Origin of the sequence: Bradyrhizobium sp. S69, assembly GCF_009766005.1 — a bacterium.
In the GTDB taxonomy this organism is placed as follows: Bacteria; Pseudomonadota; Alphaproteobacteria; order Rhizobiales; family Xanthobacteraceae; genus Bradyrhizobium.
Genome location: NZ_LMUK01000051.1, coordinates 37139 through 63857 on the forward strand (window position 1 = coordinate 37139; position 26719 = coordinate 63857).

At 63.5% G+C, this 26719-nt stretch carries 26 protein-coding genes and 1 tRNA gene; 17 read left to right on the top strand and 10 right to left on the bottom strand.

From position 1 onward, the window contains the following. The first annotated feature begins 3 nt into the window (after window positions 1–3). The 3 genes from GSQ88_RS29100 to GSQ88_RS29110 all read left to right on the top strand — a co-directional run bounded on the left by GSQ88_RS29100 (window position 4) and on the right by GSQ88_RS29110 (window position 4624). Window positions 4–1530 (top strand): acyl-CoA synthetase, encoded by a 1527-nt coding sequence (locus GSQ88_RS29100; RefSeq protein ID WP_159011459.1) that lies wholly within the window; start codon window positions 4–6, stop codon window positions 1528–1530. Window positions 1531–1652: 122 nt separating this feature from the next. After that, entirely contained in the window at window positions 1653–2735 is a 1083-nt protein-coding gene (locus tag GSQ88_RS29105; RefSeq protein ID WP_159011243.1) for a DUF2855 family protein, read from the top strand. Window positions 2736–2839: 104 nt separating this feature from the next. Then, window positions 2840–4624: a flavin-containing monooxygenase gene (locus GSQ88_RS29110; RefSeq protein WP_159011244.1), complete on the top strand. Its 1785-nt coding sequence runs from the start codon at window positions 2840–2842 to the stop codon at window positions 4622–4624. Here GSQ88_RS29110 and GSQ88_RS29115 read toward each other — a convergent pair. Then, entirely contained in the window at window positions 4609–5130 is a 522-nt protein-coding gene (locus GSQ88_RS29115; protein ID WP_159011245.1) for a DUF2380 domain-containing protein, read from the bottom strand. The two genes, GSQ88_RS29110 and GSQ88_RS29115, sit on opposite strands and share 16 nt — an antisense overlap. 159 nt (window positions 5131–5289) lie before the next feature. Next, on the bottom strand, window positions 5290–5814 hold the full coding sequence (locus GSQ88_RS29120) for a DUF3280 domain-containing protein (protein WP_159011246.1): 525 nt from the start codon (window positions 5812–5814) through the stop codon (window positions 5290–5292). Window positions 5815–5903: 89 nt separating this feature from the next. On the opposite strand from GSQ88_RS29120, the gene GSQ88_RS29125 reads away from it, so the two are divergent. From GSQ88_RS29125 to GSQ88_RS29135, 3 genes are read left to right on the top strand one after another with little or no spacing between them, the layout of a single operon-like run. Beyond that, window positions 5904–7400 carry a sensor histidine kinase gene (locus GSQ88_RS29125; protein ID WP_246785092.1) on the top strand — a complete coding sequence of 499 codons (1497 nt, stop codon included), beginning with the start codon at window positions 5904–5906 and terminating at the stop codon, window positions 7398–7400. A 2-nt stretch (window positions 7401–7402) separates the two neighbouring features. Continuing rightward, window positions 7403–8065, top strand: a complete 663-nt coding sequence (locus GSQ88_RS29130) for a response regulator (RefSeq protein WP_502706778.1) — start codon at window positions 7403–7405, stop codon at window positions 8063–8065. A gap of 31 nt (window positions 8066–8096) precedes the next feature. Beyond that, entirely contained in the window at window positions 8097–9065 is a 969-nt protein-coding gene (locus tag GSQ88_RS29135) for a peptidyl-alpha-hydroxyglycine alpha-amidating lyase family protein (protein WP_159011247.1), read from the top strand. 31 nt (window positions 9066–9096) lie between these two features. Here GSQ88_RS29135 and GSQ88_RS29140 read toward each other — a convergent pair whose 3' ends face one another. Beyond that, the gene (locus GSQ88_RS29140; protein WP_159011248.1) at window positions 9097–9921 is read right to left on the bottom strand and encodes an N-acyl homoserine lactonase family protein; all 825 of its coding nucleotides are present in this window, start codon (window positions 9919–9921) and stop codon (window positions 9097–9099) included. 28 nt (window positions 9922–9949) lie between these two features. Beyond that, a complete protein-coding gene (locus GSQ88_RS29145) occupies window positions 9950–11710 on the bottom strand; it encodes a chloride channel protein (protein ID WP_159011249.1) in 1761 nt (586 codons plus the stop codon). 203 nt (window positions 11711–11913) lie between these two features. On the opposite strand from GSQ88_RS29145, the gene GSQ88_RS29150 reads away from it, so the two are divergent. The 5 genes from GSQ88_RS29150 to GSQ88_RS29170 all read left to right on the top strand — a co-directional run bounded on the left by GSQ88_RS29150 (window position 11914) and on the right by GSQ88_RS29170 (window position 17222). Further along, window positions 11914–12471 (top strand): HNH endonuclease, encoded by a 558-nt coding sequence (locus GSQ88_RS29150; RefSeq protein WP_159011250.1) that lies wholly within the window; start codon window positions 11914–11916, stop codon window positions 12469–12471. A gap of 501 nt (window positions 12472–12972) precedes the next feature. Continuing rightward, a complete protein-coding gene (locus GSQ88_RS29155) occupies window positions 12973–13440 on the top strand; it encodes a MarR family winged helix-turn-helix transcriptional regulator (protein ID WP_159011251.1) in 468 nt (155 codons plus the stop codon). An 11-nt stretch (window positions 13441–13451) separates the two neighbouring features. Continuing rightward, a complete protein-coding gene (locus GSQ88_RS29160; RefSeq protein WP_159011252.1) occupies window positions 13452–14966 on the top strand; it encodes a DHA2 family efflux MFS transporter permease subunit in 1515 nt (504 codons plus the stop codon). Window positions 14967–15145: 179 nt separating this feature from the next. Further along, a complete protein-coding gene (locus GSQ88_RS29165; protein WP_159011253.1) occupies window positions 15146–16117 on the top strand; it encodes a S1C family serine protease in 972 nt (323 codons plus the stop codon). 34 nt (window positions 16118–16151) lie between these two features. Beyond that, window positions 16152–17222, top strand: coding sequence for a carboxylesterase family protein (locus GSQ88_RS29170; protein ID WP_159011254.1), 1071 nt, complete (start codon window positions 16152–16154; stop codon window positions 17220–17222). A 52-nt stretch (window positions 17223–17274) separates the two neighbouring features. On the opposite strand, the gene GSQ88_RS29175 is transcribed toward GSQ88_RS29170, so the two are convergent. Together GSQ88_RS29175 and GSQ88_RS29180 are read right to left on the bottom strand one after the other, a co-directional pair. Then, complete coding sequence (locus tag GSQ88_RS29175; protein WP_159011255.1) at window positions 17275–18174, bottom strand: SDR family oxidoreductase; 900 nt, start codon at window positions 18172–18174, stop codon at window positions 17275–17277. 54 nt (window positions 18175–18228) lie between these two features. After that, window positions 18229–18969 carry an SDR family oxidoreductase gene (locus GSQ88_RS29180; protein ID WP_159011256.1) on the bottom strand — a complete coding sequence of 247 codons (741 nt, stop codon included), beginning with the start codon at window positions 18967–18969 and terminating at the stop codon, window positions 18229–18231. Between the two features lie 119 nt (window positions 18970–19088). Here GSQ88_RS29180 and GSQ88_RS29185 point away from each other — a divergent pair, with 119 nt between their 5' ends. Together GSQ88_RS29185 and GSQ88_RS29190 are read left to right on the top strand one after the other, a co-directional pair. Then, window positions 19089–19976, top strand: a complete 888-nt coding sequence (locus GSQ88_RS29185) for a LysR family transcriptional regulator (RefSeq protein WP_159011257.1) — start codon at window positions 19089–19091, stop codon at window positions 19974–19976. 59 nt (window positions 19977–20035) lie between these two features. Beyond that, a complete protein-coding gene (locus GSQ88_RS29190) occupies window positions 20036–20242 on the top strand; it encodes a hypothetical protein (RefSeq protein ID WP_159011258.1) in 207 nt (68 codons plus the stop codon). Window positions 20243–20349: 107 nt separating this feature from the next. Here the strand turns inward: GSQ88_RS29190 and GSQ88_RS29195 are convergent, their stop codons facing one another. The 3 genes from GSQ88_RS29195 to GSQ88_RS29205 form a co-directional block, all read right to left on the bottom strand. Then, window positions 20350–21042, bottom strand: a complete 693-nt coding sequence (locus GSQ88_RS29195; protein WP_174248143.1) for a DsbA family protein — start codon at window positions 21040–21042, stop codon at window positions 20350–20352. A gap of 44 nt (window positions 21043–21086) precedes the next feature. Then, complete coding sequence (locus tag GSQ88_RS29200; RefSeq protein WP_159011466.1) at window positions 21087–21866, bottom strand: sulfite exporter TauE/SafE family protein; 780 nt, start codon at window positions 21864–21866, stop codon at window positions 21087–21089. Between the two features lie 98 nt (window positions 21867–21964). After that, a complete protein-coding gene (locus tag GSQ88_RS29205; RefSeq protein WP_159011259.1) occupies window positions 21965–22465 on the bottom strand; it encodes a hypothetical protein in 501 nt (166 codons plus the stop codon). A gap of 241 nt (window positions 22466–22706) precedes the next feature. Here GSQ88_RS29205 and GSQ88_RS29210 point away from each other — a divergent pair, with 241 nt between their 5' ends. The 3 genes from GSQ88_RS29210 to GSQ88_RS29220 all read left to right on the top strand — a co-directional run bounded on the left by GSQ88_RS29210 (window position 22707) and on the right by GSQ88_RS29220 (window position 25564). Beyond that, window positions 22707–22958, top strand: coding sequence for a PsiF family protein (locus GSQ88_RS29210; protein ID WP_159011468.1), 252 nt, complete (start codon window positions 22707–22709; stop codon window positions 22956–22958). 147 nt (window positions 22959–23105) lie between these two features. Continuing rightward, complete coding sequence (locus GSQ88_RS29215) at window positions 23106–24191, top strand: AbrB family transcriptional regulator (RefSeq protein WP_159011260.1); 1086 nt, start codon at window positions 23106–23108, stop codon at window positions 24189–24191. Between the two features lie 1166 nt (window positions 24192–25357). Continuing rightward, entirely contained in the window at window positions 25358–25564 is a 207-nt protein-coding gene (locus tag GSQ88_RS29220; RefSeq protein WP_159011261.1) for a hypothetical protein, read from the top strand. 48 nt (window positions 25565–25612) lie between these two features. Here the strand turns inward: GSQ88_RS29220 and GSQ88_RS29225 are convergent, their stop codons facing one another. Then, window positions 25613–26152, bottom strand: coding sequence for a disulfide bond formation protein B (locus GSQ88_RS29225; protein WP_159011262.1), 540 nt, complete (start codon window positions 26150–26152; stop codon window positions 25613–25615). A gap of 328 nt (window positions 26153–26480) precedes the next feature. Here GSQ88_RS29225 and GSQ88_RS29230 point away from each other — a divergent pair. Continuing rightward, window positions 26481–26565 (top strand) — tRNA-Leu (locus GSQ88_RS29230). Window positions 26566–26719 lie beyond the last annotated feature (154 nt).

The following is a 26719-nucleotide window of genomic DNA, read 5'->3' on the forward strand; positions in this document are numbered from 1 at the left end:
ACCATGATCATCAGCGGCGAACGCCGGATCGGCTATCCCGCGCTGCAGGCCCATATTAGGAGCGCGGCCACGGGATTTCAAACGCTCGGCCTGCGCGACGGCGCACCCGTGGCCATGATGCTGCGCAACGATTTTGCGCTGTTCGAAGTCGCCGGCGGCGCGGCGGCATTGGGCAGCCCGGTGGTGCCGATCAACTGGCACTTGAAGGCGGAGGAGGTCCGCTACATCCTCACCGACAGCGGCGCCAATATTCTGGTCTGCCATGCCGACCTGCTGCCGCAAATCCGCGACGGACTGCCCGAGAATCTGCGGCTCCTTGTGGTGGCAACGCCGCCGGAAATCGCCGCCGCGTTCAACATCGCGCCTGAGCTGACCAAAGTCCCGGCCGGACTGACGGACTGGGACGTTTGGCGCGACAGCCACGCCGCGTCGCTCGAGCCGCCCGGCCGCAGCGCGCCGATGTTCTACACCTCGGGCACCACAGGCATGCCGAAGGGCGTGCTCCGCCACCCGATGCCGCCGGAACGGCTGGCCGCGGCCGAGCGCGTCGGCGCCATCGCCTATGGCATCAAGCCGAACGAGGATCAGGTCATCCTGATGAACGGCCCGATGTATCATTCGGCGCCGAATACCTATGGCATGATGGCGTTTCGTCACGGCTGCACCATCGTGCTCGAACCGCGGTTCGATCCCGAGGACCTGCTGCAACTGATCGCGCAGCACCGCGTCACGCACATGCACATGGTGCCGACCATGTTCGTGCGCCTGTTGCGGCTGCCGGACGACATCAGGCAGCGCTACGACCTCTCCTCGCTGCGCTTCGTGGTTCATGGCGCCGCCCCCTGCCCGCCGCATATCAAGCGCGCGATGATCGACTGGTGGGGGCCGGTGGTTCACGAATATTTCGGTTCGACCGAAACCGGAATTCCGGTGTGGCATTCGGCCGAGGAGGCCCTGAAGAAGCCCGGCACGGTCGGCCGCGCGATCGAGGGCGGCACCGTGAAAATCTTCCGCCCCGACGGTAGCCTGTGCGAGGTCAACGAAGCCGGCGAAATCTACATGCGGCAGATTTCGGTGCCGGATTTCGATTATCACGGCAAGGCCGCGGCGCGTGCCGAGGCCGGCCGCGATGGCCTCGTCAGCGTCGGCGACGTCGGCTATCTCGACCAGGACGGCTATTTGTTCCTGTGCGACCGCAAGCGCGACATGGTGATCTCGGGCGGCGTCAACATCTATCCGGCGGAGATCGAGAACGCGCTGATCGCCATGGACGGCGTGCGCGACTGCGCGGTGTTCGGCATTCCCGACGACGAATTCGGCGAGCGGCTATGCGCGTGCATCGAGCCGGAACCGGGCGCCGTGCTGTCGTCTGCCGCCGTGCAGGATTTTTTGCGCAGCCGTCTCGCCAATTTCAAGGTGCCGAAGGAGATTCAGTTTCTCGACGCACTGCCGCGCGAAGCGACAGGCAAGATTTTCAAGCGCAAGCTGCGCGATCCCTATTGGCAAGGCCATATCCGCGCCGGGGCATGAACCGAACGCTGTTTCAAACGAACAGCGTTTTAAACTAAGTTGCTGTTGCAAAACATTCATCGGAACACGCAAAGATCACGGCAGCCATTCTTCGCTCACCAACAACGCCGGAGATCGAGACCATGAACGCCACCGACTTCATCGTCGCGCGCGATGATTTTCAGCACTGCAAATTCATCGAGACCACGATCCCCGACGCCACCGAGCTGCCCGACGACGCGCTGCTGATCAAGGTCGATCGCTTCGCCTTCACTGCCAACAACATCACTTACGCGGTGCTGGGCGACGAGCTGAAATACTGGGAGCTGTTTCCGGCGCCAGAAGGTTTTGGCAACATTCCGGTGTGGGGATTTGGCGAGGTAATCGCCTCGCGCCATCCAAGCATCGCGATCGGCGAGCGGTTGTTCGGCTATTTTCCGATGGCGACGCATCTGGTGATCGAAGCCGCCGACGTCAGCAAGCGCGGCCTGCGCGACGCCGCAGCCCATCGCCGGAACGTCGCTCCGGTCTATAATTCCTATGCGCGCATCGGCGGCGATGCTGGGTTTGCCGGGCGGCAGGGCGACTATCAGGCGCTGCTGCGGCCGCTGTTCATGCTGTCGTTTCTGGTCGACGATTATCTTGCCGAAAACGAATTCTACGGCGCGCGCTGCGTGATGCTCTCCAGCGCTTCCAGCAAGACCGCGTTCGGGCTGGCGCATCTGCTGCATGGCCGTGACGGAATCAAGGTGATCGGACTGACCTCGGCGTCGAATGCCGATTTTGTCAGTTCACTGGGCTGCTACGACGAAGTCGTCACTTACGACAATTTTCAATCGCTGCCCTCAGATGTGCCCGCGGCGTTCGTCGACATGGCGGGCAACAGCGCGTTGCGCGAAAAACTGCACCGGCATTTTGGCGACCAGATGAAATATTCCGGGCGTATCGGGTTGACCCACCGCAGTTCGTCGCCCGATGAGCCGCCATTGCCGGGCGCCAAGCAGATATGGTTCTTTGCCCCCGACCAGATTCGAAAGCGCGCCAAGGAATGGGGGCCCGGCGGCATCGACACGCGCTTCAGCGCGGCGTGGTCGGGCTTTGCGCCGATGCTGGATCGATGGCTGACCGTGACCGAAGGTCGCGGACCGGTTGCGGTGCGCGAGGCCTATCTCGACACCCTCAATGGCCGCGTGCCGCCGCATCAGGGCGTTATCCTCTCGCTTTAGCGAATATCCGATATCTCCTCACGCCCTTTCTGCGTCCTCTCGAATGGGTATAGGCTGGCGCAACGAGAAAACGCCGCGCAGACGGCTGGTGAGAGAGACGCGCCATGCTCGACAAGACCGACGATATCTCGGTGGCCGCCGAGAATTGGCTCGCGCAGTTCGACGATGCGCTCGGCAGGGCCGACCAAGCGCTGCTTGAAGCGCTGTTTCATTCCGACTCGTATTGGCGCGACGTGCTGGCGCTGAGCTGGAACATCCAGACCCTCAACGGCGCCGATGCGATCCTCGATGAATTGAAAGCCCGCGCGCCGCGTGCCGTCCCGACTGGATTTGCGATCGATCCGGACCGCCGGGCGCCACGCCAGGTGACGCGCGCCGGTACCGGCGCGATCGAGGCGATCTTCAAGTTCGAGACACGCGTGGGGCGCGGCAGCGGCATCCTCCGGCTGATCCCGGATGCCGCCGACGGCAACCGGCTCAAGGCCTGGACATTGCTGACCGAGCTTGGCGAGCTCAAGGGTTTCGAGGAACGACTCGGCAAGGAGCGCCCGCGCGGCAGCGCCTATTCGCGCGATTTTCGCGGCCCCAACTGGCTCGATCTGCGCAAGGCGTCGGCTGAGTACGCCGACCGCGATCCCGATGTGCTGGTGGTCGGCGGCGGCCAGGCCGGGTTGACGATCGCGGCACGGCTGAAGCAATTGAATGTCGATACGCTGATCGTGGATCGCGAGAAGCGCATCGGCGACAATTGGCGCAGGCGCTACCATGCGCTGACCTTGCACAACCAGGTGCAGGTCAATCATCTGCCCTACATGCCGTTCCCGGCGAACTGGCCGGTTTATATCCCCAAGGACAAGCTCGCTAACTGGTTCGAAGCCTATGTCGAGAGCATGGAGCTGAACTTCTGGACCGGCACTGGATTCGAGCGCGGCGTCTATCATGACGCCGAAGGCCGCTGGTCGGTGGTGCTGCGCCGGGCCGACGGCACCGAGCGCACGATGCATCCGCGCCATATCGTGATGGCCACTGGCGTCAGCGGCATTCCGAACCGGCCTGAGATTGCCGGCCTGACAAACTTTGCCGGCGCCGTGCTGCATTCCAGCCAATATGGCGATGGCGAAGCGTGGAATGGCAAGAAGGCCATCGTCATCGGCACCGGCAATAGCGGCCACGACATCGCGCAGGATCTGCATTCGAGCGGCGCCCAGGTGACGCTGGTCCAGCGCAGCTCGACCTTGGTCACCAATATCGAACCGTCGGCGCAACTGGCTTACGCGACCTATAATGAGGGCACGCTGGAGGATAACGATCTGATCGCAAGCTCGATGCCTCTGCCGCTGGCCAGAAAAAGTCACGTGCTGCTGACCGAGCAATCGAAGAAGCTCGACAAGGAATTGCTGGATGGGCTGGCGCGGGTCGGATTCAAGCTTGATTTCGGCGACGGCGGCACCGGCTGGCAGTTCAAATATCTGACCCGCGGCGGCGGCTATTATTTCAATGTCGGCTGTTCCGATCTGGTGGCCGCCGGCAAGATCGCGCTGCGGCAGTTCGCGGATATCGAGACGTTCGCCGCGGGCGGCGCACGAATGAAGAACGGCGACACGATCGCGGCCGACCTGATCGTGCTGGCGACCGGCTACAAGCCGCAGGAACATCTGGTCCGCCACTTGTTCGGCGACGAAGTCACCGCGCGGGTCGGCCCGATCTGGGGGTTCGGCGAAGAACAGGAATTGCGCAACATGTACACCCGCACCGGTCAGCCCGGCCTGTGGTTCATCGCCGGCAGCCTGGCGCAATGCCGCATCAATTCGAAATATCTGGCGTTGCAGATCAAGGCGATCGAGCAACGCTTGCTGGAACGCGACGTCGGGCCTCACCGCTCCTCGTGATCCAGGATTTCCCGGACAATGAACGATTCCGCGTGGCGCCAGGCCTTGTCATTGTCGCCGCGGAAGGTGACGAGACGATTGAAAACGACATTCCGCGCTTTGACATCGATTATGTCGAATTTTGCCCATTGCACCAGCGTGCTGACCTTGTGGAAGCTGCTGATCAGCAGATAGCCGGCGCCGGCCGCTTGCGCCTTGTCGAGCAACTGGCCGGCTTCGATATCGCCAATCGAACAGGCGTTCGGCGGGCAATCGAGTGCTGCGTTTTGCACTTTTCCGCCCGCCGCCAAATCGGTGCGCAACGAAGCCTCGAATTCGCGCAGGCGCCGGAAATGGTCGGCGCTTTGATCGATGACCTCGCCCGAGGTGTCGATATACTGGATTTCGGCGACCGCGATGACGGGCGGCTCGGCTTGCGCCAGAGCCTGCCGGCCGGGACCGGCGCAACAAGCGGCGGCGGCAATCAGGACAAGACCGAGTGATCGCAGGCTGATCGGCTTTTTCATGGCGACTGGGCTCCCTTTTCTGGATTCGACTTCCGTCTGCGGCCGTTGTGTCTGGCGCTAGAGCATTTCCGGTTCTGATGGAATCAGAACCGGGCTCTAGACTCTTTTTTTGACGCGTTTTCTTGACGCGAACCGGTATCCACTTCGCTCGAAAACGCTCTAGTTCGCGCTTTCCAGCAAGCGGCGCTGGATCAGCCAGCGGGCTCCGCGGCTCCAGGCCGAATTGGCGCCCGCGCGCAGGTCGGTCTGCTCGACGTCAACCAGCGCCCCGGATCGGACATCGCGAATCTTGTAGGTCACCGCATAGTCGGTGCGGCTGATGCGCGTGACGATGCCGATCATGGACTGGTCGGCGTCGAGACCGGCGGCGATTTTGGCTTCGCACCCGTTGCAATCGTGCAATTTGCCGGCTTTCGCCGCTTCGTCGTCGGCTGCGCCGACGTCGACCAGTTTGTACCGCCCTGATTCCGCGATCAGCCGGCGCGCTTCGTCGGTCGAAAGGCGCAGTTGCTCGCGGTCGATGTCATCTGGCGGAATGTAGGCGGCGGCAGCGCTGAAATCTTCCAGTTCAAAGGGAAACAGCGCGAGCCGGATCGGGGCCGGCGCGGCGGCTTGCTCGGCCGCGGCGACCTGGAACCCAGCGGCCATCATGACCGAGGCGAGAATCAAGGGAATGCCGCGCATGGATGCCTCCTGGAGAAGTCGAACGGCCTGATATCGTCCGATCCGACGGCGACGCGAAACCGTGATTTTCCCTGAATTGACCGGGTGAAATGCCCGATCTGCACCTGCCGCGCTTTCTTCCCGACGAAATTTGCTTCTACAATGCAAGGGCGATGGAACAGAGCTTGCCGCAAGCCCTCAATCAAACCCTCAATCAACCTGCGCTTCATTTCGCGGTGGGTCGCCCACGCGCCATCGATCTGAAGCTGCGGCTGGCGTTATGCGTCGCGGCGCTGGCGGCGGTTTGCTTGCTCGCGGTCGCGGCCTATGCCCTGTTTGACAGCGACCGCGCCGCCCGCGCCAAGGGGAACCGCATCGCCGAAATGGTCGCCAAGGACATTTCCCTGCAGCTTTCGCAAGCCCAATGGTACTCGCAGTCCCCGGAGCACGCGCCGGATTTGCAACGGATCGCGGCGCCGTTGATGGAGCCGGGTCTCTGCATCGCCTATCAGGACAAGACCGGCACCTTCCGTCAGGGCATCTGCAGCGGCGCGCTCGCCAGCGAAGATATCGCCCCCGAAAGCTACGCGGCGCTCTATCGCGCGATTTTCCATCCCGGCGAACCGATCACGAAACCGCTTTTCATCGAGGGCGAGACGCAGGGCGTGGCGGTCGCGACATTCGACCCCGCCACGCAGATCGGCCGGAGCTGGCGCGAGGCCAGCCGCCTGCTTTCCGTCATGGCTTTCGCGCTGGTGGGGCTTTGCCTTGCGGTCTATGCCGCGCTGGCGCGGGTATTGCGGCCGACGCTGGTCATTCGCACCGGGCTAGCGCAGCTCGCCGCCAACGATCTTTCCGCGCGGCTGCCGAGTTTCGATCTCGCCGAACTCTCGGCTATTTCCGACGTCTTCAATACGCTGGCCGAGAGGCTGGAAACGACGCTCGCCGAACGCAACGCGCTGACGCGAAAGCTGATCGCCGTCCAGGACGAGGAGCGGCGCCATCTTGCGCGGGAATTGCACGACGAATTCGGCCAGTCGCTTACCGCCATCGCGGCACAGGCCGCGGCGGCGGCGCATACCGCGGAGCGCCAATGTCCGCCGCTTTACGAAGAATGCCGTGGCATCTCGCGGACCACGGCAGGCATGATGGCGACGCTGCGCGGGGCGCTGGTGCGGCTACGGCCGCCCGACATCGAGGAACTCGGCCTCACCCAGAGTCTCGAAAGCCTCGTTGCAAGCTGGAATGGCATCGAGAAGGGCCATACGCGATTTGATATTGCCATTGCCGGCCGGGTCGACGATTTGCCGCAAAGCGTCTGCGCCAACCTTTATCGTATCGCGCAGGAAGCGATCACCAACGCCGCGAAACATGCCCAGGCGAGTTGCGTGCAACTGCGGATCGAGGCGGGACCGGCCGACATCGTCTTGAGCGTCGAGGACGACGGCGAAGCAACGGGCACTAGCCTCGCGCCAAAACCCGGCATGGGCCTGCTCGGTATGCAAGAGCGGGTCGCCTCGCTCGGCGGAACGCTGCGCTTCGAGCGGCGAGCCTCGGGCGGTGCCAGGCTGGTCGCGACCATTCCCAATATGGCGGCGGAGCCTTGAGCATGGCCATCGCCAAGTCCCGCGCGCGGGTGATGCTGGTGGACGACCATGCGATCGTGCGCGAGGGCTATCGCTCGCTGTTGCAGAAGCAGGACCATCTTCAGGTCGTCGCCGAGGCGGGCGACGGCGCCGACGCCTATCGCCTTTACAAGGAAGCCAAGCCGGATCTCGTCATCATGGATCTATCGATGCCGGGCATTGGCGGGGTGGAGGCGATCCGGCGTATCAGGCAATGGGACGGTTCCGCGCGCATCCTGGTATTCACCATGCACCAAAGTGCTGCCTATGCGGTCCAGGCCATCAAGGCGGGCGCCCGCGGCTTTGTCACGAAAAGCAGCCCGCCGGATATTTTGCTCCGCGCGATCGGCGATGTCATGGCCGGGCGCATCGCACTCAGCCCCGACATCGACCACGAACTCGCCATCAATCGTCTCGCCGGCGAACCTTCCGCGATCGACACCCTCAGCCCGCGGGAATTTGAAATCCTGCGGATGCTGCTGGCCGAAAAATCCGTGGAGGACATCGCTGAAACACTGCATATCAGCGTCAAGACCGCCGCCAACACCCGCTATCACATCCGCGCCAAGCTTGGCGTCGCCTCCGACATCGAACTGGTCCGTCTTGCGCTTCGTCAGCGGATCATCGCGGCGGATATCGAAGGCTAACAACAACAACAACAACATGGGAGACAACCACATGCCAACCATCCTCGGCTCCGGCGAGCATCGTTACCGCGTCGTTGAAAACTGGGCGAAGCTGCCGCAGGATTTGCATCTCACCGACGTCGCCTCGGTCGCGGTCGACAGCAAGGACCAGATTTACGTGTTCAATCGCGGCGACCACCCGATGGTGGTGCTGGATCGCGACGGCAATTTCCTGCGCAGTTGGGGCGAAGGCCTGTTCAGCCGCGCGCATGGCCTGCATATCGACGCCGACGACAATCTGTATTGCACCGACGACGGCGACCACACGGTGCGAAAATGCTCGGTCGACGGCAAGGTGCTCTTGACCATCGGCATCCCTCGGCAGCCCGCGCCCTTCATGAGCGGCGAACCGTTCCACCGCTGCACCCACACGGCGCTGTCGCCCAAGGGCGAGATCTACGTTTCGGACGGCTACGGCAATGCCTGCGTCCACAAATACACGCCCGACGCCAAACTGATCAAAAGCTGGGGCGAACCCGGCACTGATCCCGGCCAGTTCAACATCGTCCACAACATCGCCACCGACGCCGACGGTTTTGTCTACGTCGCCGACCGCGAGAACCACCGCGTTCAGGTGTTCGACGGCAACGGCAAATACGAGACGCAGTGGAATAATCTGCACCGGCCCTGCGCGCTGCATTGCTGCGGCGGCAAGCATCCGACGTTCATCATCGGCGAGCTCGGCCCGGGCCTCGCGGTCAACCGCAAGGTACCCAATCTCGGCCCGCGCCTCTCCATCGTCGACGCCAAGGGAAAGCGCATCGCCCGGCTCGGCGGCGAGAATGGTCCGGGTCTCGAGGCCGGCAAATTCCTCGCCCCGCACGGCCTCGCGCTCGATTCGAAAGGCGACATCTATGTCGGCGAGGTCGGCGTCACCGACTGGAAGACCAGTTTTGCGGAAACGCCGATGCCGCCGGAGCTGAAGATCGCCCGCTGCCTGCAGAAGCTGGAGAAAATATAACGACGCCGGCGATGATGCTGCGGTCAGACGATCAGGCGGCGACCGGCCGGCGAGCCGCCAGGCGGTCGGCGGCCTGCGGATCATGGGTCGGCAGATACACCACCGGGCCGGACGCCGCGAAGCGCCTGATCGCATCCAGCGTCGCGCCAGAGACACCCTCATCCTCGCTGACGCCATCGAGCTTGCCCGCGAGCATCAGTGCTTCATTGTAAGAGGTGTCGCCGGCCAGCAAAAGACTGATATCGCCGTCCTGAACCACGACCGAGATATGATCCGCGGTGTGACCGGGCGTTGCCACCGCGATGACATCTCCGCTCTCCGTCAGCCGCCGGCTCGACGCGAACGGACCAAACGGCTCGGCCGCCAGATGCAGCGGCGCCGGATCGAACCATGACGGCCAGCGCTGCGGAAGATAGCCGCGGATGCGGCCGAGTGTTCCGCTGGCCAATCGCAGCTCGCCGGGCGCAACCAGGATCTCGCTGTTTTGAAAATGCGCCAGGCCGCCGTCATGATCCATATGCAAATGGGTGAGCACGACCCGCTTGACGTCGCGCGCGCCGATGCCGAGCGCCCGTAGCTGCGGGCCGATCTCCTGTTCGGGCTCGATGCGAAACGCCACCTCCCAGCGCACGTAGGGATGCAGCGACTTTCCGCTTTCCAGCAGATGCGCGCCCTGGCCGGTGTCGACCACGACGACGCCCTCGACCGTCTCGATGGCCCAGGCGTAGGTCGGCAACCAATCGGTCCAAATAGCATCGGTGAAAATCGCAAGCCGCCGCGACAGCCCGTGGCCGCGGCCCTCGACCTGCGCCGTCTTGATCCGGACTTGTCCGGTTTGGATCGCGTGAACCTTCATGGCCGGGACCTCCGCGTGGTCGCTGGAATCAGATTTCGCCGATCGCCTCACGCCGCCGTTGCTCGGATGCTTCGGCGTAGCGCTTCATGGCGTGGGCCTCGCTCAAAATTCCGATCGGCTGATGCGCGCCGTCGTCCTCGACCACCGCCAGCTGTTCGGCTTCCGCCGCGTCGAACACGGCGATGGCCTCCTGGATATTCATGAACGGATGCAACACCACGTCGCGATAATGCAGAATGTCGATCAGGCCGTGGGGCGCCTCGAGATCGGGCGCGTGCGCCTCGGCCACCAGCGCCAGTCCGACATAACGGCCGTCGCTGTCGACCCCAATCACTTGGGTCTTGGAGCCCAGTGGAAACTTGCTGCGAAATTCCTCGATCGGCATGCCGGCAGAGACCATGGTGACGTCGGGCCGCATCAGGCGCCGCACCGTGAGATCCCGGATCCAGCCGACATCCGCTGCACTTCGGATGGTTTCACCGCGCAGATGCAATCGCCAGGTCGCGAACGAATAGCCGAACAATTCGCGGGTGATCTGGGTCGAGATCATCACCGCGACCAGCACCGCGGTGGTGAGCCAGAGATTGCCGGTGGATTCGAGCGCGATGAACGACATGGTCAGCGGCCCGCCGATCACCGAGGCCGACAGCGCGCTCATGCCGACGATCGCATAGACGTTCGGATCGAGCTTGAGCGCGGGCCAGACCGCGTCGATGCCGCCGGCGAACAAATGGCCGCCCAGCGCGCCCAGAAACAGCGTGGCAAAGAACAATCCGCCGCGAAAGCCGCTGCCGAGCGAGATGATGGACGCCAGTACCTTCAGCGCGAACATGGTGGCGATCACCGTCAACGGGATCGAGACAAAGCCGGCGAAATGCAGCGCGCCGTGCCCCGACGACATCACTTGCGGCGTCGCCAGCGCGAGCAGGCCGACGGCAAACCCACCGAGCGCCGGGCGCAAGGGTGGCCAGAGCCGCGTCTTCGCCAGCAAGGTTTCGCCGAGGGCTACGCCGCGCATGATGGCGATGCCGACCAGGGCCGCGAGTATTCCGAGCACGGCGGCGATGACAAGATCGCGTCCGACCACGTCGCCGACCGGACCGACGCCGATGCCGAGCGACAAGGGTGAAAACGCATGGGTGACAAAATAGCCCGCCACCGCCGCGATGCCGACCGGCGTCAGGCTCGCCGGCGTATAGCCTCCGATCACCAGCTCGAAGGCGTAAAAGGCGCCCCCGAGCGGCGCCCCGAAGGCGCCGGCGATGGCCGCGGCGGCGCCGCAGCCGACCATCAGGCGCTGGTCGCTGCGTCGCAGATGAAAGCCGCGCCCCAGCGACGCCGCGAGCCCGCTGGCAAGCTGGGTGTATCCTGCTTCGAGCCCGACAGAGGCGCCGACACCGCTCGACCAGATGGTCTGCAACGCCACGATCACGCTGCCGCGAAACGACATCAGTCCGCCATGCAGCGCATTGGCCTCGATCGGATCGATTTCGCGCGCCGGCCGCCACCGCAACAGCAGCATGAAGGCGAGGCCAAGCAACAGGCCGCCGAGGCTCGGGACCAGCAGAGCGCGCCACGGCTCGATACGGAACTGGCTGGACAGCCGGTCTCCCCATTGGAGCTCGAACAGCGCAACGTGCATCGCTTCGACCGCGATGCTCATCGCGGCCACCACCAGCCCGCCGACGGTTCCAACCAGCGCCGCAAGGACCACCAGGCTGGTTTCATGCGCGCGAACGAACGCCCGCAGCCGCTGCGGAGCCTCAAGATAACGCGAGCTGGTAGCCATTTGCCGGGTCCGTTGACGGCCAAAAACAGCCGTCCGCCCCCGGTTTAGCTGTGTTTGCGCCGATCACGCAATCCGGAGGCCTGAGTGAAGCCTCGTCGGGCCGGGCGGATAAGGCCTGCAACGCTCTTCACAATCCCGTCACGCTGCCTGTAGTATGTCAACACAAGCTGCTTCGCAGCCAAATCGGGGGCCAGGAGCGTTACTTGAACGCACATGTCTCGCAAGGTGGTTGGCCGGTACTGGTACTTAACGCGGACTTCCGGCCGCTGAGTTACTATCCGTTGTCACTGTGGTCGTGGCAGGACGCGATCAAGGCTGTGTTCCTTGACCGCGTCAATATCGTCGAACATTACGACCGCGCGGTGCGCAGCCCGACGTTCGAAATTCAGCTGCCGAGCGTGGTATCGCTGAAATCCTTCGTCAAGCCGACCACGCATCCGGCCTTCACCCGGTTCAACGTGTTCCTGCGCGACCGCTTCATCTGCCAATACTGCTCGGCGGCCGACGATCTCACCTTCGATCACATCATCCCGCGCAGCAAAGGCGGCCAGACCACCTGGGAAAACGTGGTCGCCGCGTGTTCGCCGTGCAACCTGCGCAAGGGAAACCTGACGCCGCAGCAGGCCCGGATGTTTCCGAGGCAACACCCGTTCGCGCCCACGGTGCATCAGCTGCATCGCAACGGCCGGCTGTTCCCGCCGAACTATCTGCATGATAGCTGGCTCGATTATTTATATTGGGACACCGAACTCGATCCGTAGGGCGGGGACGGGATGCCGATCGTCGTGGGATCACTCAATGACCGCGCGATCAATTGTAGGATCGGTCTACCGTGGCTCCGACGTTGACTGGTGCTTTGCCGCTTCCGCGTCGGCCGCTTTCGAGGCCACGAGGTCTCTCCCCGCTCATGCGCGGTGAAACTTCGGCCAGCCCTATTTTTCCATTCAGCATCTTGGCCGCCACATTTTGTCCGGCCGTGAGATGACTCCCTAATTGTCGGGCGGCGAGATTCAGCGGGCCCTCGTCACATCACGGGGCCGAAGCCTTTGCAAAGCCGCGGGTACTTGAAATTCGTCCATCAATGTTGGTTCACCGCCAGCGTGACATCGAGAGCCGGCTGAGGAGCAATCTCGTTCGAGCGGGCCGCCGGCGGGCCTCGCCCTACCCTTGCGGCCTGGAATTTCGGCCTCTACAAATATTTGTGTCTATGCAACTATCGCAAATGCGCGTATATTGCGCCTATGCACGAATTTCCTCCGGACATGGACCCGCTCGCCGTCGCCCTGATCATGGCCGTCGTTCCGCTGATCAAGGACAGCCAGACCGAGGTCATGACCGCAACGGCCGAGTTCGATCTGACCATGTCGCAACTGCGCATGCTGTTCGTGCTGGACAAGGCGCGTGCCGATCTTGCGGTCAACGAAGTGGCCGATCAGGTCTCGCTGTCGATGGCCGCCGCCGGCCGGGCCGTCGATGGCCTGGTTCGCGGTGGCCTGCTGTCGCGCCGCGAAGACCCGCTTGACCGGCGCATCAAGCGCATCGGCCTTACCGATGCCGGCAAGAAGGCGATCGAACAGATCGGCGCGGCACGCCGGCACTCCGTTGAACGTTTCGTCGATGCGCTGAACAAGACCGAGCGCGCGGCATTGACCGCGGCCGTAGCTACCCTGGGAGCACTGACGCGCAAGCATTTCTCCGCCATGTTTCCCAGCCTGTTACCCCCCTCTTAGGATACATCTGCATGACCTCCTCTGTTCAGACCGGTGCCCCGAGGGCGCTCGATCGTCGCGTTTTACGCATCGCTGCCGTGGTCGTTCTTGGCAGCTTTATGTCGATCCTCGACACCACCATCGTCAATGTCGCGATCAGGGAGCTGTCGCGGTCCTTCAACGTTTCACTGTCGGTCACCCAGTGGGTATCCACCAGCTACATGCTGGCACTGGCCACCGTGATTCCCTTGACCGGCTGGGCGGCAGATCGCTTCGGCACCAAACGCCTGTACATCGGCTCGATCCTGCTTTTCGTGCTCGGCTCGGCGCTCTGCGGCGTAGCGTGGTCGGCCACGTCGTTGATCGCATTCCGCGTGCTGCAGGGTCTCGGCGGCGGCATGATCATGCCGGCAGGCATGACGATACTGTCGCACGCGGCCGGCCATGACCGCATGGGGCGCGTGATGGGCATCGTCGGCGTACCGATGCTGTTGGCGCCAATTGTCGGGCCGATCCTCGGCGGCTGGTTCGTCGACGACATCTCCTGGCGCTGGATCTTTTTCGTCAACTTGCCGATCGGCGTCATCGCCCTGTTTTCCGCGACGAGCATCCTGGAACGCGACGAACCCAAGCCGCATCACACACTCGATTGGCTCGGTCTTTTGCTGTTATCGCCGGGATTGGCGATTTTCGTCTACGGGCTGGCTGAAACGGCGGCGGGTGGCGGGTTCAAATCGTTTGACGCGTTGGGCGGCGTCGTCGTCGGCCTGTTGCTGGTAGCTGCATTCGTGTGGCACGCCAATCGCCGGGATGGCGCATTGATCGACGTGCGGCTTTTTGCACGCCGTACGGTAGGCTCGGCGGCGCTGACCATGTTCCTGTTCGGTACGGCGTTCTTTGGTACAGCGCTGCTGCTGCCGCTGTACTTCCAGGTGGTGCGTGGTGAATCGGCGCTGCATTCCGGCCTGCTGCTCGCCGTGCAGGGCCTCGGCGCCATGATCTCCATGCCGATCGCCGCACGCATCACCGACACGACGGGTCCGGGGCGCATCGTACTGACAGGCCTGACCCTGGTTGGGCTGGGTATGCTGGGCCTCACCCAAATCCAGAGCGATACGCCATTCTGGTTGATTGAAGGCACACTGTTCTTGCTCGGCCTCGGAATGGGTTCGACGATGATGCCGTCCATGAGTGCCGCTCTCGCCACGCTGCAGCGCCATGAGATCGCGCGTGCGACCAGCGGCTTGAACGTGGTGCAGCGGGTAGGTGGTTCGATAGGTACGGCTGTGCTCGCCGTGGTCCTGTCGCACCAGATCGCGAAGATCGTCCCCGCAGCGGCGGCAGGCGGGAGCGGCATGCAGGCCATGCGGAACTTGTCGCCCGCGATGTACACCGAGGCGCTCCCTGCGCTTGGCAGGGCCTTTGGCCATACCTTCATGTGGTCCTTGGCCATCATCGCGCTGGGGTTGATTGCAGCAAGCTTTCTGCCGCGGCAGAAAGTGACAGCTGCGACCGAAGTGGTGCATGCCCCCGCCGCAGCGGAATGAGCTTCAGGTTGCACCCCGTCAAGCCGTTGAAATCTCGATGGCGAATGCCAAGATAGAACGGGCGTCGGCGGCTGACCGCGGCCGGCGCAGGGGATGCGTGCGCGATCGGGGACGTGCGTAGACGGATATTGGTGGTATATTCCCCGCCAGGCTTGCGCTGAAGCAACGGGAGCGCCTCAATGCCCTCTTTGACGGAATGGAAGGTGCCGCCGGCGAATCAGCCTCGCGCCGGCGACTATGCTTTCGACCTCGATCGGGCGTTGGCGTCAGTGATCGGCCTGCATTCGATCATTCCGAACGACGCCTTCAGCGCCGACAATCTGGGCACCGAACGCGCCGGCAATGGCGTGCTGATCGACCACGGGCTGGTGTTGACTATCGGCTATCTGATCACCGAGGCCGAAGCCGTCTGGCTGCATCTTGGTGACGGCCGCGTCGTGCAGGGGCATGCGCTCGGCGTTGATCCCGAAAGCGGCTTTGGCCTGGTGCAGGCGCTCGGCCACATCGATATCGATCCGCTCCCGCTGGGCTCTTCGGCATCCGCCGACATCGGCGACCGCGTGGTGCTGGGCGGCGCCGGCGGCCGCACCCGATCGGTCGCGAGCCACATCGCCGCCAAGCAGGAGTTTGCCGGCTATTGGGAATATTTGCTGGACGACGCGATGTTCACCCATCCCGCACATCCCAATTGGGGCGGCGCCGGACTGATCTCGAATCGTGGCGAATTGATCGGCATCGGCTCGCTGCAGCTCGAACGTGAGCGCGAGGGCAAGAGCGAACACCTCAACATGGTGGTGCCGATCGATCTGCTCAAGCCGGTGCTCGACGACTTGCGAAAATTCGGCCGCGTCAACCGGCCGGCGCGTCCGTGGCTCGGAATGTACTCGGCCGAGATCGAGAACAAGATCGTCGTGGTCGGGATCTCCGCGAAAGGTCCGGCGGCGCGCGCCGAGCTGAAGGCCGGCGATGTTATTCTGGCGGTGAACGGCGAGAAGGTTTCCAGTCAGACAGAATTCTACCGCAAGCTCTGGTCGCTCGGACCCGCCGGCGTCGACGTGCCGCTGACCGTTTACCACGAAGGCGTCACCTTCAACGTGGTGCTGGCCTCGACCGATCGCGCGAAGATGCTCAAGGTGCCAATATTGCACTGAAGAGTGTTGCACTGAACCCGCAAGGAAGCGCGCGATGAGCGAGGCCGTGGTGGACGACATCGTGGCCGTGCTTCCGCCGTTGCTGCAATCGCTCGAAGCGCTGGGCTTGATCGCCCGCCATCTCAACCCGCCGGATTTCGGCCGCGTGATGCACGCCGTCGGGACGCCCGACCAATCCTTGCAAGCGGTGCAGCCGCGGCTGGCCGATTGGCCGGCAGAATTCGCAGATGTGCAGACCGCGCTGCAGGCGGCAAGCGACGCCGCGCTGAAGGCGTTCGAAGGCTTGCGCGCGGTGCAAAACGGCAATGGCGACCTGGTCGCGGTGTTTCGCGCGCTGCGTTACGCGCCGCGCGCGCAGGAAGCCTTGTATCCGCTGGCCGAAAAATTTCCACCGGTGAGCAGCTTCTTTGTCGATCCCGCCTGCCGCGACGATGCCGAGCTGTCGGCGCGGCTCGCCGCACCCGCGGGTCAGGATACCGGAATCATGCACGATCACAACGAGGCCGGCAGCCGTGGCGGCTTCTCGCTCTACGTGCCGGAATATTATACGGCCGATCGCGCCTGGCCGCTGGTGATGGCGCTGCATGGCGGCAGCGGCAATGGTCGCGGCTTCCTGTGGAGCTGGCTGCGCGACGCCCGCAGTTTTGGCGCCATCCTGGTCGCCCCGACCGCGATCGGCAGTACCTGGGCGCTGATGGGCGAGGACGTCGATACGCCTAATCTCGCCCGCATCCTCGACATCGCACGCGCACGCTGGAATATCGATCCGAAACGGCTGCTACTGACCGGCATGAGCGACGGCGGCACGTTCAGTTACGTCACCGGGCTCGAGGGCAGCTCGCCTTTCACGCATCTCGCACCGATTTCCGCGACCTTCCATCCCCTGATGGCGGAAATGGCGGACGCCAAGCGGCTGCGTGGATTGCCCGTTCATATCGTGCATGGCCAGCTCGACTGGATGTTTCCGGTACAAATGGCGCGGCAGACCCGGCAATTGCTGTCGGCGGCCGGCGCCGATGTCACCTATCGCGAGATCGAGGATCTCAGCCATTGCTACCCGCGCGAGATCAACCGGGCGATCCTGAGTTGGCTCAACGGCGCATAGTCGAAAGCCGGCGGCACGCGATGCACCGCCGGCTTTCGACGCACTCCCGGCTTCAGCCATGGACGGTCGGGTGAAGCAGGTCGGAAAGCCCAACCCGGTTCAGCATCTCGTCGCGAACGCGATCGATGACGCCGAACGCGACTTCCGCGCCATCGTGCGTGGGATCAACATGAACGCGGAACGGACGCTGGCCGAACGGCGTATCGACGACCCTGACGATCGCATCGGCCACCGAGGCAGCATCAGCCTCCGGCGGTACGATGGCCGCGAACGCCTGCTGGATCTGCTCGCCGAACCCGGCATAGGGGCCCGCTTCATATTCCGCGACGCGCGCCAGATCGGCCGGCGAACCCGCATGCGCGAAATGATTGGTCCCCCCGGTGAAGGCGCCGGGCACGATGATCGAGGTTTCGATGCCCCAGCGCACGAGTTCGCGGGTGTAGACCACGGCGAGCGCATCCATGCCGGCCTTGGCGGCGAAATACGGCGAAAGATACGGAGGTGTGCCGCCGGCCACGCTGCTCGAGGACACCCAGACCAATAGCCCCCTGCGCTGCTGGCGCAGTTGCGGCAGCGCCGCGCGATTGACGCGCTGGGTCGAGAGCACGTTGACGTCGTAGAGCTCGGCAAGCTGCTCGGGTGTAAACGCCTCCGCCGGTCCGAACGACATGTGGCCGGCGTTATGGATCACGACATCGAGACGTCCCTGCTCGGCGACGATCTGCGCGATAGCAGTGTCGGCGGATGTTTGCGAACCGACGTCGAGTTCAAGGGCATGCAGGTCGACCTTGCTGTCGCGTGCGAATTTCTCGACGTCGGCGACCTGGACCGCGTTGCGGCCCGTGGTGTCGCGCATCGAGGCGTAGACGGTGTGACCCGCTCGGGCCAACGCGTTGGCGGAAAGCCGGCCAAAGCCGCTGGAAGCACCGGTGACGACGATAACCTGTTTCATGACAGATATCCTTTGCGATGGATCACATGGAGATTGTTGATGAGGGATTTCCGTTCAGACCATGCCGCCATTGGCGCGCAGCACCTGGCCGTTGATCCATCCGCCGTCCGGGCCGGCGAGGAAGGACACCGTCGCCGCGATGTCCTGCGGCGTGCCGAGACGTTGCAGCGGATTCATCTTCGCCATGCGGTCGATCAATTCCTGCGATTTTCCGTTGAGGAACAGCTCCGTCCCCACCGGACCCGGCGCCACGGCATTGACCGTGATGTTACGGCCGCGCATTTCCTTCGACAGGATCGCCGTCATGGTTTCAATCGCGGCCTTGGTCGCGGCATAGACGCCGTACGTTTCCAGCTTGATGCCGACCACGCTGGTTGAGAAATTGACGATGCGCCCGCCATCGCGCAAACGTTTCGCGGCTTCGCGCATCGCGTTGAAGCTGCCCTTGAGATTGATCGCGATCTGCCGGTCGAACAGCGCATCGTCGCTGTCGGCGATGCTGGCGAGCTTCATGATGCCGGCATTGTTGACCAGCACATCGACCCCGCCGAACGCCGCTTCCGCCGCGTCGAACATGCCGCGCACTGCATTCGGGTCGCTGACGTCGGCCTTCGCCGTCAGGGCCCGGCCGCCCTTCGCTTCGATCTTCTTTGCCAGCGCTTCGGCGGATTTGACGTCGCCGGAGTAGTTGATGACGACGGTCAAGCCGTCGGCGGCCAGGCGCTCGGCCACCGCGGCGCCGATGCCCCGCGACGCGCCCGTAACGATTGCTACTCTATTGGATTCGTTCGTCATTTTAAGTCTCCTGTGGTTTCGGCGGGTGCCCGCGTCTGATGAGGAGAACCTAAATCCTTCCGAGATCCGGATAATTATGCGATATCTGGCAATACAATCCGGAAAAGACGAACAATCTAATGGACCGATTCGAGGCGATGCGGGTCTTCACCCGGGTGGTGGAGCGGCGCAGTTTTACGATCGCGGCCAACGATCTGGGCGTGCCGCGCTCGACCGTCACGGACGCGGTGAAAACGCTGGAGGCGCGGCTGGGCGTGCGGCTTCTGGAGCGCACCACGCGAACCGTCCGCCCCACCCTCGACGGCGAGGCGCATTACCGGCGTTGTCTGGCGTTGATCGCCGACCTCGAAGACGCCGAAGGCGCCTTCGGCGGCGCCAAGCCGAAAGGCTTGTTGCGGCTCGAGGTGCAGGGCACGCTGGCGCGTCACTTCGTGCTGCCGCGCCTGCCGGACTTCTTCGCTGAATATCCCGACATCGAAATCAGCATGAGCGAAACCGAGCGATGGGTCGACCTGATCCGCGAAGGCGTCGATGTCGTCTTGCGCTTCGGCCAGCTCCCCGACAGCGACATGATCGCGCGCGAGGTCGTGGTGCTGCAGCGCCTGACCTGCGCGGCGCCGAATTATGTCGAGCGCCATGGCACCCCCGTCACACCCGACGCGCTCGACGGCCACCGCATGATCGGACTGCGCTCGCTCACCACGGGAAGGGTGCGGCCGATGGAATTCATAGTCGGCGACGGCGTGCAGGAAATCATGCTGCCGACCACGATATCGGTGACCGGAACGGAAAGCTTTCTTGCCACCGCGCGGCTCGGGTTGGGCCTGGTCCAGATACCGTATTTCCACGCCGAGCAAGACCTCGCGCGGGGAACGCTGGTGCAGGTGCTGCCGGCATGGCCGCCGCGTCCGGTACCGGTGTCGCTGCTCTATCCGCGCAACCGCCAATTATCGCCGCGGGTTCGGGTTTTCCTCGATTGGGCGATGCGGCTGTTCGGCCGGAGTTGATTCGGTGCTGGAACCAGCCTCGCTCGAGCGCGTTGTCCGCCGTCACTGGAGGATTACTCATGCGGACGTTTCTGGGAATGATTTTGGGCGCGTTGCTGCTGGTCGCGGGCGTGTATGTCCACGATTCGATGGCGACTTCGACCGTTGCCAATGGTGAGGTGGCACAGTCCAGCCGCACCCTCGTCAACTGGGATGTCGCATCGAGCGACTGGAACATCATGAAGACCCGAGCCCATGAGGATTGGGTGAGGCTGTCGGCGAAATAATCGTTTCGACCTGATATCGACGCCCTCGCCGCCGGCGGGGGCGTCGATTTTTTTTGCTCGTCATATTTCTTGCAGAATTACTTCTTCCGAATTTATTTCTTCCAAGATCACTTCTTCGCCGCAGCGGCCTTGCGCGCATCGGCGATCACTTGACCGAATTCTTCCATGGTCAATATGCCGGGCACGCGAAACTTGCCGACGATAAAGGACGGCGTGCCGTCGAAGCCGAACGCCTCGGCTTGCGCCTTGTTGCGCTTGATGACGGCATCGATCGCCTTGGCGTTGGTGGCAAGGTCGCTGGTGAGCCGGTCCATGTCGACACCGGCGCCGGACAGCAATTCCTTGATCCGCGGCTCCGTCAATTTCGAGCTGACGCCCATCATGGCCTCATGCGCCTTGACGAACTTATCCTGATATCTCGTGGCGAGCGCCATCCGCGTCGCGACCACGGAAGTCGGCCCCAGGATCGGCCAGTCCTTCCAGATCAGGCGGACCTTGCCATCGTCCTGCACCACCTGCCGCAGTTCGGGCTCGAGCTTGCGGCAATATGGACAATTATAGTCGAACCATTCGACGATGGTGACGTCGCCGTCGGGATTGCCGACCACCGGAATATCCGGATCGCGCAGCACCTGCGCTTCCGTCAGCTCCTGTTCCGGATCGCCCTCCGCCCATGCCGGTCGCGACATGAGCCCAAGTGCTACCGCTCCAAGCGCTGCCGAACCTAGCCCGAGCAGCGCAAGGGCTTCACGGCGGGATCTCGCCGGATACCGCCGGGCCGCATCGATCGGGGTGGACATTTTCGAAGTCTCCGGCAGGCCCAAAGCGGGCAAATTATCTACGTTCAAGATAGGGATAAGTTACGCACCAGCATATAGATCGCCACCGCGATAATGATGGCCGCGAACACGATATTGAGCGCGCCGCGCCGCGCCGCCAGATGCCGCGCCGAGCGGGTGCCGATCAAGCCGCCGGCGATGCCGCCGACGATGAACACTGCCGCCAACTCCCATGAGATCAGGCCCGACCACGCATAGCTGGTCGCGGTGGTGAGGCCGAACGCGGTGACCGCCACCAACGACGAGGACACCGCATTCATGATCGCCATGCCGGTCGCGAGCATCAGCGCCGGCACGATCAGGAAGCCGCCGCCGATGCCGAAAAAACCGGACATCGTCCCGGTCGCAAGCCCAAGGCCGACGATCGCGGGCATGTTGGTCCAACTGATCCGCACGTCCGGCAGGCCGGTCTTCGACCGCGACTTCAGCATCAGCGCGGCGATCACCAGCATCACCAGCGCGAACAGCGAAAGCAGCCGCTGGCCGTCGACCATCTTGCCGAAGATCGAGCCGATGAAGGCGCCGATGATCCCGGCCGCCGCGAACGGCAGCGCGCAGGACCATCGCACGGTGCCGCCGCGGGCGTGATTCGACAGGTTAAAGGCGGCGTTGGCGGCGACCGCGATCGCGCTGGTGCCGATCGCCAGATGGGCATCGGTGACGCCCACCACATAGACCATCAGCGGCACCGCCAGGATCGATCCGCCGCCGCCGACCAGGCCAAGCGAAAAGCCGACCAGCGATCCCGACACCAGTCCCAGCACTGCCTGCGTTACGGAAATGATCAAGCCGGAGTCTCGTGTGCGCCGACGCGATCCCGCGCGATCAGCAAAAATAGAAACACGGGCATAACAACGATGTCAGGCCCGTGTCAAAAACGCGCTTACGCGCCCTTCAGCTTCTTGTTGCATTCGCTGTAATAGCCGCCGCCCTTCATGATCCACTTCAGGCCGCCATTGCCGTTGGTGGCCTTGTTGGCGCGGTACTGATCGTCACAGGTTTTGAAACGGCCCTTGCCGGCGGACAGGCTGGAGTATTTCGGATCCACCGCATTCGGGAACACCGCGTTACCCACGGCCTCCGGCGCGGCGGGGGCGGCTGCGACCGGCTTCGGAGCCCGCGCCGGCTTGGCCTCGGCAGCGGGCGGCGGGGCGGCAGGCGCCGCGGCGGGAGCGGCCGCGGGTGTTGCAGCGGCGTCGGCGCCACATTCGGCCTTGCGGAAATCGTTCCACTTCTGGCCGTTGAGGCTGCCCGCGGTCTTGGCTTCCTTATATTTTGCACTGCATTCCGACATCGACAGGGCGTTGGCGGGCGAAACCGCCGCGAACGCGACAAAACCCGACATCGCAACGGCACAGGCTAGGAATTTTGCTTGAACGGTCATCCTTGGTCTCCTTGGGTCAGAAGCATTGGGGTCAGAAGCATTGGGGCTGATAACGCATTGGGCACATGATCATCTGAAGACCCCTATCCTAACCTAGCGACGGCGCACAACAAAGCCGGTGTCGATCCCGGCAACTAAAATATCGGGCGAAGGAAATTCCGCGCCGTGGCAACTCGTTCATCCGCTGTTCAGCATCGCGAGCCGACCTTGCGCGCCTCTTCAACCTGAGGTGCTTCCCATGATGACCCTGTCTTCCCGCGTCGCCGCGACCGCCATTGCCTCCCTGTTCCTGATGGGCTCCGCGTTTGCGCAGACCCCCGCGGCCGCTCCCGCCGCGAAAATGGACAAGAAGCCGGTGGTCCATACCGCCGCCTCGCTGGAATGCTCCAAGGAAGCCGACGCCAAGGGCCTGCACGGCAAGGAACGCAAGAAATTCCGTTCCGAATGCAAGAAGGGCGCCGCCGCCCCGGCAGCAGCACCAGCCGCGAAGTGATCCTCGTTCGCCCCTGGCTTTTGCAGGGTTAGCGACGATCAAATATCTCCCCTCTCCCGCGACCAGGGAGAGGGGAAACCAAAGCGTGCATTGCTGCAGTCGCGCTGGCGCAATTGTGCAGGGCACCGGGATTTGACATAAAACGGCGTGAGCCGAATCCCCGCATCGATGGCATTTGCCATCCCGACCCGCACCAAGACCCTGAACGTCCTCGAAACGCTGGCGATCGCCGTCGCCGGTGGCGGATTGTTTTTGTGGGCGCAGTTGCCGGGCGGGCTGATCACCGGGGCCATGATTTCGGTGGGCATCGCGGCGATCGCGGGGCGGCCGCTGACGGTGCCGCCGGTCGTAACCCAATCGATGCTGGTGCTGCTGGGAATTTCGCTGGGTTCGCTGGTCTCGCGGCAGCTCTTGCAGCATGTCGGCGCCTATCCTTTGACCATCGCACTGCTGGCGCTGGCGACGTTCTGCTCGACCTTCGGCAGCAGCCTCTATCTGCAACGCGTCCATGGCTGGGATCAGACCTCGGCATTCCTGGCGGGAAGCCCGGGCGCGTTGTCGCAAATCATCATCCTGGCCGCCGAAAAGGGCGCCGACGTGCCGGCGATCGCCGTGGTGCAGACCGTGCGGGTGATCATCCTGACCGCGGCGCTGCCGCTGCTGCTGACCTTGACCGGCCTTGCCCCGGCCTCGGCGCCGACCGTGCTGTTCGCCACCGCCTCGCCGCTCGAACTCGCCGAGCTGATCGCAGCCTCGGTCGCGGTCTCACTGCTGCTGCGGCTGATCAAATTCCCCGCGAGCTGGATGTTCGGCGCGATGATCGGATCGAGCCTGCTGCATGGCACGGGTCTGGTCGAGGGTGGCCTGCCGCCATGGGCGCGCGGCATCGCGCTGGTCGGCATCGGTGCGGTGATCGGGGCGCGGTTCGCGCGGATGCGGATCAAGACCCTGCTCGGCCACCTCAATGCGTCGCTCGGATCGTTCGCGATTGCGATCGCGATTTCCGGAATTTTCGTCGCCTTCATTGTCCTCACCACCCACGTCCATTTCGCCGATGTCGTCGTCGCCTTCGCGCCCGGCGCGATGGACGCCATGCTGGCGCTGGCGCTGACCCTGCATATCGACCCGATCTTCGTCGGCGCCCATCATCTGTCGCGTTTCGTGTTCGTCACCATCTCGACTCCCGGCATCGTCCATCTGTTCGGACGCCCGCAGGACGATGTGGATGATTAGGTAGGGGCAGCCTATCGTCGTCCCGGCCTTGAGCCGGGACCCATAGCCCCTGGCCTTAGTTAGCGCAGAAGGCATTTGCTTCAATGCCGAAAACGCGAGTCCTCGCCGTATGGGTCCCGGCTCGGAGGCCGGGACGACGTGGGTAGGATCGCGTTCGCGCAAAACCGTCATTGCGAGCGAAGCGAAGCAATCCACGGCCGCAAGGGAAGAGCTGGATTGCTTCGTCGCAAGTGCTCCTCGCAATGACGGCTGAACACATCGCCGCGTTCTCGCGACACGATGCGCCCGAGCTTTGCAAATTCGTTTGCCCTCAAAAAATAAAGAGGGCGCACGCGCCCCTCAAGAGAGGGCGCGGGGAAGACCGGGTGCGCGCTGCACCCGCGGTCTCATGTGCAAAGGCAAACAACAAAACGCACATGAGCATACAGGTTCAGCGGAAACACTCCGGCCTTCCCTGCGCAATGGTTTTACAGCTTATATCGTGCTCTCCCCGGCGAGACCTGGCTTGTTTGCCACCGTCATCCCCAAGGAGCGTGAGCTCCTTGCGAATTTGACACCAGCCATTGGGGCGTCAGGACCACACGACTTTGCCGTCCGCGTCAGCCGCATTCGTCAATCGCAGCTCTCGCGTCCATCGCATCCCACCGCGCGTTTCGTGACGTGCGCAACGCCCCTCTTGCCGGGCGGGACGCACGCTATACGCAACTGAGTTGGGTCAAAAACAAAGCGAAATATTTTTTACGAAGGGGCTGGACAGGATTCCGCGCGCGAAGGTGATTTGCCCGTCGGGCAGTTTTTTAGCGCTTACGACCACCGCGCAGCCGTCATCCCGAAGGCCTGTGAAGCTATCTCAAACGTCATCCCCGGGACGAACGCGGAGCGTTCGCCCGTGAGGTGCGCGCTCTTTCTTGCGCGCCTCGAAGGATGGCCGCACGCACTGCGCTGAACACCATCCTTCGAGGCTCGCCGAAGACGGCGAACACCTCAGGATGACGGCGAAGCCGTTGCGCGAGCATGACGGCTGAGTTGTTGCGGCGGTACCGGCAAACGCGCCGAAGTCCTATGCCGCCTTTATAAATCACCACCTGAACCACGCTCGCATTCCTATCTTGCGATGCGCACTTTCATCGGCGTCGGGGGCGATGAAAGACGAAGGAAAACGAGCCATGAAGACGATTACGTTGGCCGCATCGATGATGGTGCTGGTTGCGATCTCAGGACAGGCGTTGGCGGGTGCCGCCGCAGCGGATGCGTGGCATCGTGCCCATGCATCGGCCAGCCCGACGGCGATGCGCGCGTACGACGCGGTGACGCCGGCGACGGCGGAGCCCACTACGCACCGCTATCACGGGGGACCGAAAGTGAATGATTGAGGTTGATGCCGTCGACGATGAACTCGCGCGCGAGCGCGCGGGTTCATGTCACTTGCGGACCAGACCGCGGATTCCCCAGGCGCCGATCGCGGCCATCAACAGCGAGATCAGCACGTTGTAGCCGGCCAGCGACAGGCCGAGAAACGTCCACTGGATTTCGTCGCAGCGCACCACTTTGACGGTGTCGAGACGCTCAAGCAGACTGCCGGCGCTGCCGAGATTGCCGATCGGACCGGTGCAGTCGGTCGGCCCCTGCCAGAACTTCCATTCGACGCCGGCATGATAGGTGCCGAGCACCGCGTTGCCCAGCGCAGCCAGCGTCAGCAGCGCGAGCCCCGCCAGCAAGATGCCGCGCGGCGCGTCCTTCGCCGCGGCCAGCGCCACCAGCACACCGAGCGGGACCGCCAGATAATAGGCATAGCGCTGCTCGAGGCAAAGCGGACAGGGCACCAGGCCCAGCACCAACTGGAAGAACCAGGCGCCCACCAAGGTCGCCGCCGCGATCGCGGTGACGGCCAGCGCCGCGGTCAGCGCGGGGTTGCGGGCCGTGGAGACGTGCGATGGATGGGCAATGGCGTCCGATGTCACAGGGCCCTCCAGGGGATTTCCAGGGTCTTCAGGTCCAAGGCTTTCAAATTTTCTAGGCCTTCAAGCGTCCTATCCCGCGCATCCGGCGCTGTCGAGGCAGCCCGCGATCACACTGGAGTGTTTTGGGCCGGCCGACGGCGGCGAGCATGACCGGCGGCGCCAGACGCCGGTGGTCCTTGGATTGCCCTTGGGCGAAAAGCCAGCGAAAGCAAACCGATAGGCTTCGAATCAAGAGACTTGTTGGATCAAGAGACTTGGGTTGACCCACCGGCCGCGGCCGCTATATTCCGCCCGCTTCGCGACGTCGGGCTTGCCCGATCATGCGGATGCCCCTGTGGCGGAATTGGTAGACGCGCTCGACTCAAAATCGAGTTCCGCAAGGAGTGCTGGTTCGATTCCGGCCAGGGGCACCACGCAGCTTGCCGGCAGAGTCTGGGACGTACATCGCTAATCGGGCCGCGCCCGATAGGTCGAAGCCCGCGGATGCGTCAGACTTTTTTTGTCAGGCAGACATCGCAAACACCGGCAAGAACGAGCCGAGATAAATGCACTTTCACCGTAGCTGAG

Coding starts and splice junctions, on each gene's coding strand:
- GSQ88_RS29220 (WP_159011261.1), top strand. CDS start 25,358: ATGAAGACGATTACGTTGGCCGCATCGATGATGGTGCTGGTTGCGATC.
- GSQ88_RS29120 (WP_159011246.1), bottom strand. CDS start 5,814: ATGCGCGGCATTCCCTTGATTCTCGCCTCGGTCATGATGGCCGCTGGG.
- GSQ88_RS29160 (WP_159011252.1), top strand. CDS start 13,452: ATGACCTCCTCTGTTCAGACCGGTGCCCCGAGGGCGCTCGATCGTCGC.
- GSQ88_RS29180 (WP_159011256.1), bottom strand. CDS start 18,969: ATGACGAACGAATCCAATAGAGTAGCAATCGTTACGGGCGCGTCGCGG.
- GSQ88_RS29175 (WP_159011255.1), bottom strand. CDS start 18,174: ATGAAACAGGTTATCGTCGTCACCGGTGCTTCCAGCGGCTTTGGCCGG.
- GSQ88_RS29155 (WP_159011251.1), top strand. CDS start 12,973: ATGGACCCGCTCGCCGTCGCCCTGATCATGGCCGTCGTTCCGCTGATC.
- GSQ88_RS29195 (WP_174248143.1), bottom strand. CDS start 21,042: ATGTCCACCCCGATCGATGCGGCCCGGCGGTATCCGGCGAGATCCCGC.
- GSQ88_RS29135 (WP_159011247.1), top strand. CDS start 8,097: ATGCCAACCATCCTCGGCTCCGGCGAGCATCGTTACCGCGTCGTTGAA.
- GSQ88_RS29170 (WP_159011254.1), top strand. CDS start 16,152: ATGAGCGAGGCCGTGGTGGACGACATCGTGGCCGTGCTTCCGCCGTTG.
- GSQ88_RS29110 (WP_159011244.1), top strand. CDS start 2,840: ATGCTCGACAAGACCGACGATATCTCGGTGGCCGCCGAGAATTGGCTC.
- GSQ88_RS29185 (WP_159011257.1), top strand. CDS start 19,089: ATGGACCGATTCGAGGCGATGCGGGTCTTCACCCGGGTGGTGGAGCGG.
- GSQ88_RS29115 (WP_159011245.1), bottom strand. CDS start 5,130: ATGAAAAAGCCGATCAGCCTGCGATCACTCGGTCTTGTCCTGATTGCC.
- GSQ88_RS29130 (WP_502706778.1), top strand. CDS start 7,403: ATGGCCATCGCCAAGTCCCGCGCGCGGGTGATGCTGGTGGACGACCAT.
- GSQ88_RS29145 (WP_159011249.1), bottom strand. CDS start 11,710: ATGGCTACCAGCTCGCGTTATCTTGAGGCTCCGCAGCGGCTGCGGGCG.
- GSQ88_RS29210 (WP_159011468.1), top strand. CDS start 22,707: ATGACCCTGTCTTCCCGCGTCGCCGCGACCGCCATTGCCTCCCTGTTC.
- GSQ88_RS29190 (WP_159011258.1), top strand. CDS start 20,036: ATGCGGACGTTTCTGGGAATGATTTTGGGCGCGTTGCTGCTGGTCGCG.
- GSQ88_RS29165 (WP_159011253.1), top strand. CDS start 15,146: ATGCCCTCTTTGACGGAATGGAAGGTGCCGCCGGCGAATCAGCCTCGC.
- GSQ88_RS29205 (WP_159011259.1), bottom strand. CDS start 22,465: ATGACCGTTCAAGCAAAATTCCTAGCCTGTGCCGTTGCGATGTCGGGT.
- GSQ88_RS29125 (WP_246785092.1), top strand. CDS start 5,904: ATGCCCGATCTGCACCTGCCGCGCTTTCTTCCCGACGAAATTTGCTTC.
- GSQ88_RS29100 (WP_159011459.1), top strand. CDS start 4: ATGATCATCAGCGGCGAACGCCGGATCGGCTATCCCGCGCTGCAGGCC.
- GSQ88_RS29140 (WP_159011248.1), bottom strand. CDS start 9,921: ATGAAGGTTCACGCGATCCAAACCGGACAAGTCCGGATCAAGACGGCG.
- GSQ88_RS29105 (WP_159011243.1), top strand. CDS start 1,653: ATGAACGCCACCGACTTCATCGTCGCGCGCGATGATTTTCAGCACTGC.